Source organism: Serratia sp. CMO1, from assembly GCF_015689115.1.
GTDB classification, from domain to species: Bacteria; Pseudomonadota; Gammaproteobacteria; order Enterobacterales; family Enterobacteriaceae; genus Serratia; species Serratia marcescens.
Map to the genome: position 1 here is coordinate 876,263 of NZ_CP065032.1, position 14,959 is coordinate 891,221.

Sequence of the window (14,959 nt, forward strand, 5' to 3'; positions counted from 1 at the left end):
ATGGAAATTATTTTAGGCGTAGCAATGTTCACCGCCATCGTGATGGTGCTGGTGTTGCTGATCCTGTTCGCCAAGTCGAAGCTGGTGAATACCGGCGACATCGCGGTGGAAATCAACGGCGATCTGGATAAGAGCTTCCATGCGCCGGCGGGCGACAAGCTGCTCAACGTGCTCTCCAGCCAGGGGATCTTCGTCTCCTCGGCCTGTGGCGGCGGCGGTTCCTGCGGCCAGTGCCGGGTGGTGATCAAAGAGGGCGGCGGCGATATCCTGCCGACCGAGCTCTCGCACATCAACAAGCGCGAAGCGAAAGAGGGTTGCCGCCTGGCGTGCCAGGTGAACGTGAAGCAGAACCTGAAGATCGAACTGCCGGAAGAGATCTTCGGCGTGAAGAAATGGGAGTGCGAGGTTATCTCCAACGATAACAAAGCGACCTTTATCAAAGAGCTGAAGCTGAAGATCCCCGATGGCGAAGACGTGCCGTTCCGCGCGGGCGGCTTCATCCAGATCGAAGCGCCGGCGCACGACATCAGCTACGCCGACTTCGACGTGCCGCAGGAGTATCGCGGCGACTGGGACAAGTTCAACCTGTTCCGCTACCGCTCGACGGTGAACGACACCACGGTGCGCGCCTACTCGATGGCCAACTACCCGGAAGAAAAGGGCATCATCATGCTCAACGTGCGTATCGCCACGCCGCCGCCGAACAATCCGGACGTGCCGCCGGGCATCATGTCTTCCTATATCTGGTCGCTGAAGCCGGGCGACAAGGTGACCATCTCCGGGCCGTTCGGCGAGTTCTTCGCCAAGGACACCGACGCCGAAATGATCTTCATCGGCGGCGGCGCAGGCATGGCGCCGATGCGCTCGCACATCTTCGATCAGCTCAAGCGTCTGAACTCGAAGCGCAAGATCACTTTCTGGTACGGCGCGCGTTCGCTGCGCGAGATGTTCTATGAAGACGATTTCAACCAGCTGCAGGCGGAGAACGAAAACTTCACCTGGCACGTGGCGCTGTCGGATCCGCAGCCGGAAGATAACTGGACCGGCTACACCGGCTTTATCCATAATGTTCTGCTGGAGAACTACCTGAAGAACCACCCGGCGCCGGAAGACTGCGAGTTTTACATGTGCGGGCCGCCGATGATGAACGCCGCGGTGATCAAGATGCTCAAAGATCTGGGCGTCGAAGACGAAAACATCATGCTGGATGACTTTGGTGGCTAAATTGCGCGCATTGGCGACGAAGAACTGGCTGGCGGGCGTGGCGCTGAGCGCCACCCTGCTGCTGACCGGCTGCGGGCCGGAACAGGTGGATCTGACGGGTAAAACCATGGGCACCTCGTATTCGATCCGTTACGTGGCCGGCGACAATACGCCGTCGGCGCGCGAGATGCAGGCGGAGATCGACAAACGACTGGAACAGGTGAACGATCAGATGTCCACCTACCGGCCGGATTCCGAGCTCAGCCGCTTCAACGCCAGCCGCGACATTGACCGGCCGTTCCCGGTTTCGCCGGCCACCGCCGAAGTGGTGCGCGAAGCGCTGCGCATCAATCGCGTCACCGATGGCGCGCTGGACGTGACCGTCGGGCCGCTGGTCAACCTGTGGGGCTTCGGCCCGGAAGGGCGGCCGGATAAGGTGCCGAGCGAGGCGGAGCTGGAGCATCGTCGCGCCTGGACCGGCGCCGACAAACTGGCGGTGCAGGGCAGCGCGCTGGTGAAAAGCATCCCCGAGCTGTACGTCGATCTGTCGTCGATCGCCAAAGGGTATGGCGTGGACGTGGTGGCGGAGTATCTGCAATCGCAACACGTGAAAGACTACATGGTGGATATCGGCGGCGAGGTGCGCACGCGCGGACATAACGGCGAGCAAAAGCCGTGGCGCATCGCCATCGAGCGCCCGACCACCGGCGCGCAGCAGCAGGCGCAGCTGGTGATCCAACCGGGGGAGATGTCGATCGCCACCTCGGGTGACTATCGCAACTACTTCGAGCAGGACGGGGTGCGCTATTCGCACACCATCGATCCGATCACCGGGCGCCCGATCCATCATCGGCTGATGTCGATCACCGTGCTGAGCCCGACCTGCATGACCGCCGACGGCCTGTCCACCGGCCTGAACGTGATGGGGCCGGAGCGCGGCATGGCGCTGGCCAACCTGCTCGGCATTCCGGTGTTCATGATCGTGAAAACCGCCGACGGGTTTGAGGAGCGTTATTCAGACGCGTTCAAGCCCTATCTGAAAAAGCGTTCGTGAGGTTGCTATGTTGACGGTATTCGCCGCTACCTTCGTGTTGTTTCTGCTGATCGTCGGCGGCATGTCGCTGGGCTATGTGTTCAAGCGCAAAAGCCTGCAGGGCAGCTGCGGCGGCATCACCGCGCTGGGCATGGAGAAAGTCTGCGACTGCCCGGAGCCGTGCGATGCGCGCAAAAAACGCGAAGCCAAAGCGGCGCAGCGGCGCGAGCAGTTGGACAAGCACCGCATTCTGTAGCGAAGCGAAAACCCGGCCTTGGCCGGGTTTTTTATTTGATAGGAAAAATGTACATCCTCTATTTTGTTCTTATCAAGCTTTAGGTCTTAAGGTTGATACAGCTCTCATTTTAAAAACATCCGGATTTTTCTGTTGTTTATCAGTTGGTTAGCTTGTTTACTTGATTGGTTAAAATGTCGTCTCATTAGGTTTCTTTTGGATTTAGGGAGTTCTAGGATGGGACAACAACAAGAAGGGATAAAACGGGGGTTAACGGTGGGTGAAATTAATTTGGCCCGTTCCGTGTTTGGCAGGTCAGTTTTCTATGAAAAAGTGTTTGTTCACTGCGATAGCTATCTGCCGTTTGGGCTGCAAGCCAACAGAACGGCGATGGCACCCAACGGAGAAGTCTGGTTTAGACAAGCCTTATATAAGGCTGATTTTTCCACGGCCGCTGCAGGTTTCCAGCATGTATTTATCCACGAAATGAGCCATGTCTGGCAGCACCAAAAAGGCATGTGGGTGAGAACCCGAGGGTTATTGAGTTGGGCTGCTGAATACAAATATCGACTCGATGGTAAACAGCTGTTGCATAACTACTCCATGGAACAGCAGGCTTCAATCATCGCTGATTATTGGTTCCTGAAGAAGTATGGTTACACTATCTGGCTGGGTGCGATTAACAATGGCGTGAATTTTCAGGGCGTAACGGATAAAACGATCGCCAGAAAATACGAATATGCGCTTTCTCAGTTTCTTAAGCAGAGGTAACAGGATGAACCGCATTATTTTGGCTGGAACGCTAACTTTGTTGCTCGTCGGCTGCATGCACATGAACGATCCGAGGCCAAAAAACTACGCGGCCAACGTCACTGTCGTTGATAACCACGTTTGTGTGCGGGTTCAACCTGAAGGGGACGAACGCTTGGCCGGCGTCATTATCGAAGAAATCGGCAACGCCAATGCTATCTTCGGCAAGCACTTCGCGGATAACGAGATGCCTGCGGTCACCGCGGCTACGTGCATTCCCGACGATAACTATAAATTCGAAGGCGGGAAGTCTTACGGGATATCGGTGACGCTGTTGTCGCGGGATAAACGAAGTAAAGGTCTTGAGCCTGCCGCCCGGCTATTCGGTGCTGGGTTTAGTGTTCGCTATGAAAATAGCACCATCCAGGTGGTTCCTGCTCGCTAACGGATATTGAAAGCCATACGGGCATAAGGCGGGATGACGAACCGCCTTATGCCGTAACCGGTGATTTATTTCGCCTTGCGGAAACTTTTCGCCTCGGCCGGCGAGTTGACCATCACGCCGTCGGTGCCCAGTGCCAGCGCCTGCTGATACGCCTGCGGCGTGTTGACGCCGAACAGAATGATGTGCGCCGGGCCCTGCGAGCGGAAACAATCCATCGACTCTTTATCCCAGGTCAGAAACGCCTTCGACCGCCCTTCGCCGAGGGTGTACTTCTCCACCACTTCCACCTCGCGCTTCAGCTCCAGCCCGTACCAGCGCGGCTGCCGGTTGTCCGGTTTGACATCGCACTGGTGCGCCATGGTGACGTTGGCCAGCAGCGTGCGGGTTTCGTCGCGGCTTTCGAAGCGCGGGATGGCCGGCGGCAGCGCCTGCAGGTATTTGGCGTCGGTAGAGTAGACGCGGGTGCGATTCAGGCTGTCGGTGCTTTCCAGCGTCGCCAGCAGCGCCTGGCCAAACTGCGCCGGATCGGCGTCCGGGGATTTGATGTCCAGATAAAAGGTGACGTGCGGAAACGCTTTAAGCACGTCGTCGAGCCGCGGAATGCCGATGCCCTGGCCGCGGAACGGATGCGCATCGCCTTTGGCGAACGCCCAGCCGGCATCGGTCTCGGCCAACTGCGCGGCAGTATAGGCAGAGACCGGGCCCTGCCGGTTGGTCAGCGCCTTCAGATCTGAGGGGCGATACAGCACGATGACGCCGTCTTTGGATGCTTGCAGGGTGATCCAAACGGCGTCGGCGCCGTTTTTCAGCGCGGTTTCGATGGCGATGCGGGTGTTCTCCGGCGCATCGGCGGTGCCGCCGCGGTGGGCGACGATCGCCGGCGCGTGACCGGCAGCGCTGGCCGCCAGCGCGCTCAGCGACAGCGCGGAAGCCAGCAGCCAATGAGAAAATCTGATCATGTAGAGTACCTTGTCGTTATCGTTGTGGTGAGCCGCACGGGATGGCGGAAATCATACTATTGAAAAATTAAGCTTTTTTAACAACGCGGAAATATCTGGCGGAAACGGCGCTTTCATCGAAGCCTGCGGCCTTGAGCTTTCGGTATCTGACTGTATACTTATACAGTGTTACTGGAGGATGCGATGCGTAAAATCATTCATGTCGATATGGACTGCTTCTTCGCGGCGGTGGAAATGCGCGACGATCCCAGCCTGCGCGATATCCCGCTGGCGATTGGCGGCAGCGCCGATCGGCGCGGGGTGATCAGCACCGCCAACTACCCGGCGCGGCGCTACGGCGTGCATAGCGCCATGTCCACGGCGATGGCGCTCAAGCTGTGCCCGCATCTCACCCTGCTGCCGGGGCGCATGGCGGCCTACAAAGAGGCTTCGCAACACATCCGTGAAATCTTCGCCCGCTACACCCCGTTGATCGAGCCGCTGTCGCTCGATGAAGCCTATCTCGACGTGACCGACAGCCCGCAATGCAACGGTTCGGCGACGCTGATCGCCCAGGAGATCCGTCAGGCGATCGCCGACGAGCTGAACCTCACCGCGTCGGCCGGCATCGCGCCAATCAAGTTTCTCGCTAAAATCGCCTCCGAGATGAACAAGCCGAACGGGCAATACGTGATCACGCCGGCGCAGGTACCGGCGTTTTTGCAGCAGCTGCCGCTTAGCAAGATCCCCGGTGTCGGCAAGGTGACCGCCAAGCGGCTGGAAGAGGTGGGGCTCATCACCTGCGCCGACGTGCAGCAATACGATTTGGCGCAGTTGCTCAAGCGTTTCGGCAAGTTCGGCCGGGTGCTGTGGGAGCGGTGTCAGGGCATCGATCGGCGCGAAATCTCGGCGGAGCGGCTGCGTAAATCGGTGGGCGTGGAGCGCACGTTGGCGGAAGACATTCACGACTGGGAAGACTGCGAAACGCTGATTATCGACAAACTCTACCCCGAGCTGGAGATGCGGCTGCGCAAGGTGAAGCCGGATCTGCACATCGCCCGGCAAGGCGTGAAGCTGAAGTTTCAGGATTTTCAGCAAACCACTCAGGAACACGTGTTCCCGGTGCTGAACCGGCAGGATTTGCTGGCGGTGGCGCGGCAGGCGTGGCGCGAGCGGCGAGAAGGGCGCGGCGTGCGGCTGGTGGGGCTGCATGTGACGCTGCTCGATCCGCAGCTGGAGCGGCAGCTGGCGCTGCCTTGGGAATAAAAAAAGCCGGCAAGTCGCCGGCTTTTTGCGTTAAGCGCGCAGATTACGCGCGCTCAGGGATCGCTTTCAGCAACGAGGTCAGCAGCTTCCAGTACAGACCGACGCTTTCGATATGCACCTGCTCATCCGGCGAGTGCGGGCCGGTGATGGTTGGCCCGATCGATACCATGTCCATGTTTGGATACGGCTTTTTGAACAGACCGCATTCCAGGCCGGCGTGGATCACCATGATGTTCGGCGTCTTGTTGAACAGATCCTGATACAGCTCGCGCACCAGGTGCATCACCGGTGAGTCGGCGTCCGGCTGCCAGCCCGGGTAGCCGCCCTTCGGCGCCACTTTGGCGCCGGCCAGCTGGCCCAGCGCGGTCAGCATCTCGACCACGTAGTCTTTGCCGCTGTCGATCAGGGAGCGGATCAGGCAGATGATTTCCGCTTCGTTTTCGCTGGTGGTGACCACCCCGACGTTCAGCGAGGTTTCCACCACGCCTTTCACCGCGTCGCTCATGCGGATCACGCCGTTCGGCGTGCCGTTCAGCAGAGCCAGGAAGCGTTGCTGGCTGTCGGCGCTCAGCGCCTGCGAAGCGCTGGTGGCCGGCTCCAGCAGCACGGTGATGTTCTTCTCTTTGGCAGAGAGTTCGTTCTGCAGCACGGCCAGGAACTCCTGGCTCAGCGCTTTCAGCGCGTCGGCTTTGTCCGCCGGCACCGCTACCACCGCGGAGGCTTCACGCGGGATGGCGTTGCGCAGGGTGCCGCCGTTCAGGTCCAGCACGCGCAGGTTCAGCGCCGCCGCATGGGCGAACAGGAAGCGCGCCAGCAGTTTGTTGGCGTTGCCCAGCCCGACGTGGATCTCGGCGCCGGAATGGCCGCCTTTCAGGCCCTTGAGGGTCAGCTTCAGGGTTTGGTAACCGGCCGGCACCGCTTCGCGCTGCAGCGGCAGGGTGGTGATGAAGTCGATGCCGCCGGCGCAACCCATGTAGATTTCGCCTTCTTCTTCGGAATCGGTATTGATCAGGATGTCCGCCTGCAGCCAGTCCGGCTGCAGCCCGAAGGCGCCGTCCATGCCGGCTTCTTCGGTCATGGTCAGCAGCACTTCCAGCGGGCCGTGCTCAACGCTGTCGTCGGCCAGCACCGCCAGGGCGGAGGCCATGCCGATGCCGTTGTCGGCGCCCAGCGTGGTGCCGCGCGCTTTCACCCACTCGCCGGCGATATAAGGCTGGATCGGATCCTTGGCGAAGTCGTGCACGGTGTCGTTATTCTTTTGCGGCACCATGTCCAGGTGCGCCTGCAGCGCGACCGGCTTGCGGTTTTCCATGCCTTTGGTGGCCGGCTTGCGCAGCAGGATATTGCCGACCCGATCGCGCTCGGCGTGCAGATTCTTTTCTTTGGCCCAGGTGAGGATGTGCTGCGCCAGCGCTTCTTCATGATAAGAAGGGTGCGGGATAGAACAGATCTTGGCGAAAATATCCCACAGCGGCTGTGGCGAAAGCTGAGACAATTCAGACACTATAAGTCTCCTGTGACGGCAGGCTCCGACAGGACGGGCGTGCCGCGCGGTTAAGGTGAGCGGGTATCTGTGCGTCGTGGCACGATCGTCAGAGAATATCACTTTATTTCCGGCGGTGCGCCCCCCGTATTGTGCGGTTTAAGCGCTTGATCACACGGCTTCGCGGCGGGAACGCTCGCTTTTTCAGCATCAATCACCGAAAAGCCGTCCGGCGGAAATCGCGAGGTTTTCCTCGGTACAGCTGGAATTCAACGCGGCCAGTCTCTATAATCTCGCGCAACCTTTTTTCCCCTGAACTATAAAGTAAGCCGCTTCACCAACCGGCTGGGACACGATTCTATGAGCGAAAAATACGTTGTTACCTGGGATATGCTGCAAATACATGCACGCAAGCTGGCGCACCGCCTGCTGCCTGCCGACAAATGGACCGGCATCATTGCCGTCAGCCGCGGCGGCCTGGTGCCGGCGGGCCTGCTGGCGCGCGAGCTGGGCATCCGCTATGTGGATACCGTCTGCATTTCCAGCTATGACCATGACAACCAGCGCGAAATGAAAGTGCTCAAGCGCGCCGAAGGCGACGGTGAAGGCTTCATCGTGGTGGACGATCTGGTGGATACCGGCGGCACCGCAAAAGCGATTCGCGACATGTACCCGAAAGCGCATTTCGTCACCATCTTCGCCAAGCCGGCGGGCCGTCCGCTGGTGGACGACTACGTGATCGACATCCCACAGGACACCTGGATTGAGCAGCCGTGGGACATGGGCGTCAGCTTCGTTCCCCCTATCGGCGGTCGCTAAGCCCAGCCAGTTCCAAGTCAACGCCCGGTTATGCCGGGCGTTTGTTTAATGATAAACGTGATGGCGTTGTCAGGCTTACCGAAGGCAAGATATAAAAAATAAGGAAAATCAATTTATTGATTTTCGGCCGTTGACCACAAAGGAGGAAAAACCACGCTTTTTCCTCCTTTGTCAGCCGCCTGACGCCCGGTTATGCCGGGCGTTTGCGTTATCTTGGTTTATCCCGCCAGAGTTAGGTACACTACCTCCAGTTAAGTAGGCCTGTTGCGGCCTATCGCCAGATTTACGGAGGCTGTTGTTACCATGGCACAGGCCAACCTTTCTGAAATTCTTTTCAAGCCCAAATTCAAACACCCTGAAACCTCGACGCTGGTGCTGCGCGCGCGCAACAAAGTGAGCGCCGCCATGCATTCCGCGTTGGAAGGCGACACCACCGGCAGCTGGTACCGCATGCTGAATCCGCTGCTGTGGGCCTGGCGCGGCGTCAGCCCGATCGAAATCCACGAAGTGCTGGCGCGCATCGCCGCCTCGGACGCCGAGCGCAGCAATCCGCAGCGGCTGGATACCGTGGTGGGCTACCGCAACGGCAACTGGATCTACGAATGGATCCATCAGGGCATGCAGTGGCAACAGCGGGCGACGGAGCAGCAGGATCCGCTGCTCGGCGGCGAATACTGGCTGAAGGCCGCGAGCCTGTACAGCATCGCCGGCTACCCGCACCTGAAGGGCGACGAACTGGCCGAACAGGCGGAGATGCTGGCTAACCGTGCGTACGAAGAGGCGGCGCTGCTGCTGCCGTATCAGCTGAAAGAGCTGGAGTTTCGCATCGAAGGCGGCGGCAGCGTCACCGGTTTCCTGCACATGCCCGAGAAGGGCGAAGCGCCGTTCCCGACGGTGCTGATGTGCGGCAGTCTCGATACGCTGCAGACTGACTATCATCGCCTGTTCCGCGACTACCTGGCGCCGCACGGCATCGCCATGCTGACGCTCGACATGCCGTCGATAGGTTCCTCCTGCAAATGGAAGCTGACGCAGGACTCCAGCTACCTGCACCAACAAGTGTTGATCCAGCTGGCCTCGGTGCCGTGGGTGGATCATCAGCGGGTGAGCGCCTTCGGCTTCCGCTTCGGCGCCAACGTGGCGGTGCGGCTGGCCTATCTGGAGCCGCAGCGGCTGCGCGGCGTGGCCTGCCTGGGGCCGGTGGTGCATCGCCTGCTGTGCGACAGCAGCACCCAGTTGAACGTGCCGGACATGTATATGGACGTGCTGGCCAGCCGCATGGGCATGGCCAATGCCTCCGACAACGTGCTGAAGGTGGAGCTGAACAGCTACTCGCTGAAAATGCAGGGGTTGCTGGGGCGCCGTTGCCCGACGCCGATGATCTCCGGCTACTGGGAGCGCGATACGCTCAGCCCGAAAGAAGAGTCGCAGCTGATCGTCACCTCCTCGGTGAGCGGCAAGCTGGTCGCCATCCCGCGCACCCCGGTTTACGACAGCTTCCACCGGGCGTTGCTGCAGATGTCCGGTTGGCTGAGGGACAAAATGCGTTAATTAGTTGCTAAATTTTAACAGTTTGTTAAAAAGAGTGGTCTACATTGAGGAGGTTAGAGAATGACGTTACCGAGTGGTCACCCTAAAAGCCGACTAATGAAACGTTTTGCCAGCTTGGGGCCGTACCTGCGTGAAGGGCAATGTGAAAACGACCGTTTTTTCTTTGATTGTTTGGCCGTCTGCGTCAATGTAAAGCCCGCTCCGGAGAAGCGTGAGTTCTGGGGCTGGTGGATGGAGCTGCAGGCGGAAGAGGCGCGCTTCACCTATTCGTACCAATTCGGCCTGTTCGACAAGGAAGGCGACTGGACGGCGCAAAACATTAAGGATGATGAAGTGAACGCCAAGCTGGAAGACACCCTGCGCGACTTCCATCGCCGCCTCGGCGAGCTGCTGGCGACCATGGAGCTGGGGCTGGAACCCGCCGACGATTTCAAAGAAAAACTGATCAAACTCTCCGCCTGACCCCGTTTGACCACGTATTGTGCTGATTTCGCGTTGTGCCTGTTGGCATAACGCGTCTCTCCTGTTACAAAGACCTTTGCACTCTTATTCTCATCATACCCTATAGCTTTCGAGTTGCGGCTAGGCGGCAAGCGCAGGAATCCCCAGGAGCTTACTGAGGTAAGTGACTGGGGTGAGTGCGTGCAGCCAACAACGCTGCAGCTTGAAAGATGACGGGTATATTACACGGCAGAAATACTATGAACGGCAGCCAGACATTGGTTGTGAAATTGGGCACCAGCGTGTTGACCGGCGGATCGCTGCGTCTGAACCGCGCCCACATCGTCGAATTGGTGCGCCAGTGCGCGCAGCAACACGCCGCGGGCCACCGCATCGTCATCGTCACCTCCGGCGCCATCGCCGCCGGGCGCGAACACCTGGGCTACCCCGAGCTGCCCGCCACCATCGCCTCCAAGCAGCTGCTGGCGGCGGTGGGGCAGAGCCGGCTGATCCAGCTGTGGGAACAGCTGTTCTCCATTTACGGCATCCACGTCGGGCAGATGCTGCTGACGCGCGCCGATCTGGAAGACCGCGAGCGCTTCCTCAACGCGCGCGACACCATGACGGCGCTGCTGGACAACCGCATCGTGCCGGTAATCAATGAGAACGACGCCGTCGCCACCGCCGAAATCAAGGTGGGCGACAACGATAACCTGTCGGCGCTGGCGGCCATTCTGGCCGGGGCCGACAAACTGCTGCTGCTGACCGATCAGCAGGGCCTCTACACCGCGGATCCGCGCAACAACCCGCAGGCCGAACTGATCCGTGAAGTGCACGGCATCGACGACGCGCTGCGCGCCATCGCCGGCGACAGCGTCTCCGGTCTGGGCACCGGCGGCATGGGCACCAAGCTGCAGGCGGCCGACGTGGCCTGCCGTGCCGGCATCGACGTGGTGATCGCCGCCGGCAGCAAGCCGGGCGTGGTGGCGGACGTGATCGAAGGCAAACCGGTGGGCACCCGTTTCCACGCGCTGGAAACCCCGCTGGAAAATCGCAAGCGCTGGATCTTCGGCGCGCCGCCGGCCGGTGAGATCACCGTCGATGACGGTGCGGTGGAAGCGATGATGGCGCGCGGCAGCTCGCTGCTGCCGAAAGGCATCCGCGAAGTGAAGGGCGACTTCTCGCGCGGCGAAGTGATCCGCATCCGCAACCTGGCGGGGCGCGATCTGGCGCACGGCGTCAGCCGCTATAACAGCGATGCGATGCGCATGATCGCCGGGCACCACTCGCAGGAAATCAGCGAGATCCTCGGTTACGAATACGGTCCGGTGGCAGTGCACCGCGACGATATGATTGTCAGTTAAGGAGTGAGCATGCTGGAGCAGATGGGGAAGGCCGCCAAGCAGGCCTCCTGGCAGCTGGCGGTGCTGAGCACGGCGAAGAAGAATCAGGTGCTGTCGGTGATGGCCGACATGCTGGAAGCCAACAGCGAAGCGATCCTGCTGGCGAACGAACAAGACATGGCGCAGGCGCGCGCCACCGGCATGAGCGAAGCGTTGCTCGATCGCCTGTTGCTGACCCCGGCGCGGCTGGCGGCGATCGCCAACGACGTGCGCCAGGTATGCCGCCTGAACGATCCGGTCGGCCACGTGCTGGACGGCAACCTGCTGGACAGCGGGCTGAAGCTGGAGCGCCGCCGGGTGCCGCTCGGCGTGATCGGCGTGATTTACGAGGCGCGGCCGAACGTCACCATCGACGTCGCCAGCCTGTGCCTGAAAACCGGCAACGCAGTGATCCTGCGCGGCGGTAAAGAGACGCACAACACCAACCAGGCAACGGTGAAAGTGATCCAGCAGGCGCTGGAACAGTGCGGCCTGCCGGCGGCGGCGGTGCAGGCGATCGACAGCCCGGATCGCGCGCTGGTGAACGAACTGCTGCGCCTGGATCGCTATGTCGACATGCTGATCCCGCGCGGCGGCGCCGGCCTGCACAAGCTGTGCCGCGAGCAATCGACCATTCCGGTGATCACCGGCGGCATCGGCGTGTGCCATACCTACGTGGATGCCAATGTCGATTTCGACAAGGCGCTGACGGTGATTGAAAACGCCAAGATCCAGCGCCCGAGCGCCTGTAACTCGCTGGAGACGCTGCTGGTGAACCGCAGCATCGCCGCTGAGTTCCTGCCGGCGCTGAGCGCCAAAATGGCGGCGGCGGGCGTGACGCTGCACGCGGCGGAAAACGCGCTGCCGCTGCTGCAGGGCGGCCCGGCGACGGTGGTGCCGGTGAATACGGAGGATTACGACGACGAATGGCTGTCGCTGGATCTGAACGTGCTGCTGGTGGACGATATCGATCAGGCCATCGATCACATCCGCACCCACGGCACTAACCATTCCGACGCGATCCTCACCCGTTCGCTCAGCAGCGCCGAGCACTTCGTGCGCGCGGTGGACTCCTCGGCGGTGTACGTTAACGCCAGCACTCGCTTCACCGACGGCGGCCAGTTCGGCCTGGGCGCAGAAGTGGCGGTGAGCACCCAGAAACTGCACGCCCGCGGTCCGATGGGCCTGGACGCGCTGACCACCTACAAGTGGATCGGCTACGGCGACGATCTGGTGCGCAGCTAAGGCCGCATTGCGGTCATAAAGAGGTCAGGGCGCAGCATGCTGCGCCCTGATTGTTTTTGGAAAAGGGAGATTGCACGACAGTCTGGTTGCTTGCAAAACAACCAAACGCCCCGGCGGCTATTGACTCATTTCGTGCACGGGTCTACCTTGTTCAACGCACTTCCGGCTTGCCCTGCAGGCCCGGCTCGATGCCGATATAGCTCAGTTGGTAGAGCAGCGCATTCGTAATGCGAAGGTCGTAGGTTCGACTCCTATTATCGGCACCATCCTCTCTTCCTGTAAAGTCCGTATTTATCCATAAACACTCTGTTTTAAAAAGACATTATGATTTTTTTATCCGTATTAGTCCGTAATGTTCCAGTGGAATCCGGTCTCTAATGTGTATAGGATTGCGTATATGTTCCTGTTCTGTCTTGGATTCCTATACACATGCCTTTAAACGATATGCAGATTATGGTGAGGATATTCCTTCCTTAAATAATTAGTGCTCATTGCCGATTTTAGTTAAACCAACACGCTTGCAAGGCATTGATTGCGTGTGAAATTAATCGCGGTAGTGATTTTTATATCTATTAGAGGCCACATAAACAGAGTGTTTTGTAAATCTCGAAAATATAAGGCGGTCTGATGCTATACTGTGTGATTTAGCTGATAATTCATTTATAAACAGAAAGCTCTCCTTCAGGCCGAGTCTTAAACCTACGATGCATCCATAGATATTGTTCGGGGGCTCGGCAGATTTCCTTTTCGATAATTTTATTTATGTAGTTTGCTGCTATAATCTCATCACCTTTGGGATAATCTAAAAGCGGAGAGCTGATAAACATACGATAGCCCTTTTTATTACTAAGTCGGATCATGCTCAAAGTAATCAAGTCCGCTCTTGCGAGTTTCGATAGAACAAAAGTTCCGTTCGTAGTGGCTGCATTTTTAACGCAGAAGAAAGGCGCAAAAACACTACCCTCGGGCCCATAATCCTGATCAGGTGCAAACCAAACAGCCTCGCCGGCTTTCAGTGCCCGGACAAACCCAAGTAGATTGCGTCGATTAATCATTGCTTTGTTTGAGCGCATTCGACCTTTAGTTTGTATCCATTCCATAAGCAGATTATTGTGTGGACGGTAAGTAGCCATCATTGGATGGCATACCCCCATAACTCTTCCGCATAATTCAAGGGACATGAAGTGAACGCCTAAAACCATTACGCCTCGGGTAGCTTTCGTTAGATTTTCAATACCTTCAACCTCAAACCATTTCCTCACCCTGGCATCACTCCAAAACCAAGCCATACCAGTTTCCATCAACCCTAACCCCAAGGAAACAAAATTTTTTCTGACCAGCTGATCCCGTGCTTTTGTTGTCATTTCCGGGAAGCAGAGCTCTATATTTTTGTCGGCAATGCGCCCGCGCCTTTTAAGAAAAGGTCTAGATGACCTCCCCAGAGTAGAACCTAATAAATGCAGTGCCGGATAGGGAAGTTGGACGATAATCCAGAGCAAACCTAGCCCAAACCAGGTAATCCAGTAACGGGGATGGAGTAAAGCCTTTGTAAAATGTTGTGACATGTTTTTCCTTAACTCGACCCGAAAATTAAATATATAGTTTGTAATGTATAAATAAAACTATGTCTTTAGCATTACATACTACTTAGACAATGGTGTTGTGTTTAGATTCAAAATATAAATTAGTCGGCGCATAGTGGTTGCAATCATCCTTGTCATTATTCTTCTGGATGTTTCATTAGCCTGATTTCGTTTTTTACAACTCGAAATGCATTAATCACATTCATAAACTCAGCAGGGAGTCATTGGCTTTAACTATCCATATAGTATACGGTTTCTCTTTATTCTTGAGCTATGAGAGCAGAACCAAGCAACAAAGTAATATTTTGTGATATAATACCCTTCCATGAGAAATTTATAATGAAATCAGAAGACACCCTTGACTGGTACCCTGCACAGTTACCCCCAGTGAAAATTATCCTTGGTGAGGCGGTGCTGGCCGTGGGAAAACAAGGCAGGCCGATTAACACCCGAACGTTGCTTGAATACCTCCAGGTAATGCAACTCAAACAGAAAAGACGAGATGATAAAGTCGTAATGCAAACCGCAATCGAAGTTCTCAGGGACAATCAGCGCATTAACGGCAGGCTTTAATGTGCCTTTTAA

15 protein-coding genes and 1 tRNA gene are annotated in these 14,959 nt (G+C 57.8%); 13 read left to right on the forward strand and 3 right to left on the reverse strand.

Annotation, left to right across the window (positions count from 1 at the left end):
• The 5 genes from nqrF to IT763_RS04080 all read left to right on the forward strand — a co-directional run bounded on the left by nqrF (position 1) and on the right by IT763_RS04080 (position 3,666).
• The gene (gene nqrF / locus IT763_RS04060) at positions 1-1,224 is read left to right on the forward strand and encodes an NADH:ubiquinone reductase (Na(+)-transporting) subunit F (RefSeq protein ID WP_033634097.1); all 1,224 of its coding nucleotides are present in this window, start codon (positions 1-3) and stop codon (positions 1,222-1,224) included.
• Positions 1,208-2,257 (forward strand): FAD:protein FMN transferase, encoded by a 1,050-nt coding sequence (locus IT763_RS04065; RefSeq protein ID WP_206195199.1) that lies wholly within the window; start codon positions 1,208-1,210, stop codon positions 2,255-2,257. Before nqrF ends, IT763_RS04065 begins: the two co-directional genes overlap by 17 nt.
• 7 nt (positions 2,258-2,264) lie before the next feature.
• Entirely contained in the window at positions 2,265-2,492 is a 228-nt protein-coding gene (gene nqrM, locus IT763_RS04070) for a (Na+)-NQR maturation NqrM (protein ID WP_004930244.1), read from the forward strand.
• 216 nt (positions 2,493-2,708) lie between these two features.
• Complete coding sequence (locus IT763_RS04075) at positions 2,709-3,242, forward strand: hypothetical protein (protein WP_016928984.1); 534 nt, start codon at positions 2,709-2,711, stop codon at positions 3,240-3,242.
• Positions 3,243-3,246: 4 nt separating this feature from the next.
• Positions 3,247-3,666, forward strand: coding sequence for a putative T6SS immunity periplasmic lipoprotein (locus IT763_RS04080; protein WP_016928983.1), 420 nt, complete (start codon positions 3,247-3,249; stop codon positions 3,664-3,666).
• A gap of 65 nt (positions 3,667-3,731) precedes the next feature.
• Here the strand turns inward: IT763_RS04080 and IT763_RS04085 are convergent, their stop codons facing one another.
• Positions 3,732-4,625 (reverse strand): glycerophosphodiester phosphodiesterase family protein, encoded by an 894-nt coding sequence (locus tag IT763_RS04085; RefSeq protein ID WP_206195200.1) that lies wholly within the window; start codon positions 4,623-4,625, stop codon positions 3,732-3,734.
• Between the two features lie 183 nt (positions 4,626-4,808).
• Between IT763_RS04085 and dinB the strand changes: the two genes are divergently transcribed.
• A complete protein-coding gene (dinB, locus tag IT763_RS04090; protein ID WP_079449642.1) occupies positions 4,809-5,870 on the forward strand; it encodes a DNA polymerase IV in 1,062 nt (353 codons plus the stop codon).
• A gap of 43 nt (positions 5,871-5,913) precedes the next feature.
• Here the strand turns inward: dinB and pepD are convergent, their stop codons facing one another.
• Complete coding sequence (pepD, locus tag IT763_RS04095) at positions 5,914-7,374, reverse strand: beta-Ala-His dipeptidase (RefSeq protein ID WP_049299722.1); 1,461 nt, start codon at positions 7,372-7,374, stop codon at positions 5,914-5,916.
• Between the two features lie 339 nt (positions 7,375-7,713).
• Here pepD and gpt point away from each other — a divergent pair, with 339 nt between their 5' ends.
• The 6 genes from gpt (at position 7,714) to IT763_RS04125 (ending at position 13,057) form a co-directional block, all read left to right on the forward strand.
• Complete coding sequence (gpt, locus tag IT763_RS04100) at positions 7,714-8,172, forward strand: xanthine phosphoribosyltransferase (protein WP_004930253.1); 459 nt, start codon at positions 7,714-7,716, stop codon at positions 8,170-8,172.
• A 303-nt stretch (positions 8,173-8,475) separates the two neighbouring features.
• A complete protein-coding gene (frsA, locus tag IT763_RS04105) occupies positions 8,476-9,723 on the forward strand; it encodes an esterase FrsA (RefSeq protein ID WP_021504999.1) in 1,248 nt (415 codons plus the stop codon).
• 60 nt (positions 9,724-9,783) lie between these two features.
• The gene (crl, locus tag IT763_RS04110; protein WP_004930258.1) at positions 9,784-10,185 is read left to right on the forward strand and encodes a sigma factor-binding protein Crl; all 402 of its coding nucleotides are present in this window, start codon (positions 9,784-9,786) and stop codon (positions 10,183-10,185) included.
• A gap of 239 nt (positions 10,186-10,424) precedes the next feature.
• Positions 10,425-11,528 (forward strand): glutamate 5-kinase, encoded by a 1,104-nt coding sequence (gene proB, locus IT763_RS04115; protein ID WP_015376738.1) that lies wholly within the window; start codon positions 10,425-10,427, stop codon positions 11,526-11,528.
• Between the two features lie 9 nt (positions 11,529-11,537).
• A complete protein-coding gene (proA, locus tag IT763_RS04120; protein WP_164053711.1) occupies positions 11,538-12,791 on the forward strand; it encodes a glutamate-5-semialdehyde dehydrogenase in 1,254 nt (417 codons plus the stop codon).
• 190 nt (positions 12,792-12,981) lie between these two features.
• Positions 12,982-13,057: transfer RNA gene (locus IT763_RS04125), tRNA-Thr, on the forward strand.
• Positions 13,058-13,447: 390 nt separating this feature from the next.
• On the opposite strand, the gene lpxP is transcribed toward IT763_RS04125, so the two are convergent.
• Entirely contained in the window at positions 13,448-14,356 is a 909-nt protein-coding gene (gene lpxP, locus IT763_RS04130; RefSeq protein ID WP_075205901.1) for a kdo(2)-lipid IV(A) palmitoleoyltransferase, read from the reverse strand.
• 357 nt (positions 14,357-14,713) lie between these two features.
• Here lpxP and IT763_RS04135 point away from each other — a divergent pair, with 357 nt between their 5' ends.
• The gene (locus IT763_RS04135; RefSeq protein WP_016929262.1) at positions 14,714-14,947 is read left to right on the forward strand and encodes a hypothetical protein; all 234 of its coding nucleotides are present in this window, start codon (positions 14,714-14,716) and stop codon (positions 14,945-14,947) included.
• The last annotated feature ends 12 nt before the right edge of the window (positions 14,948-14,959 follow it).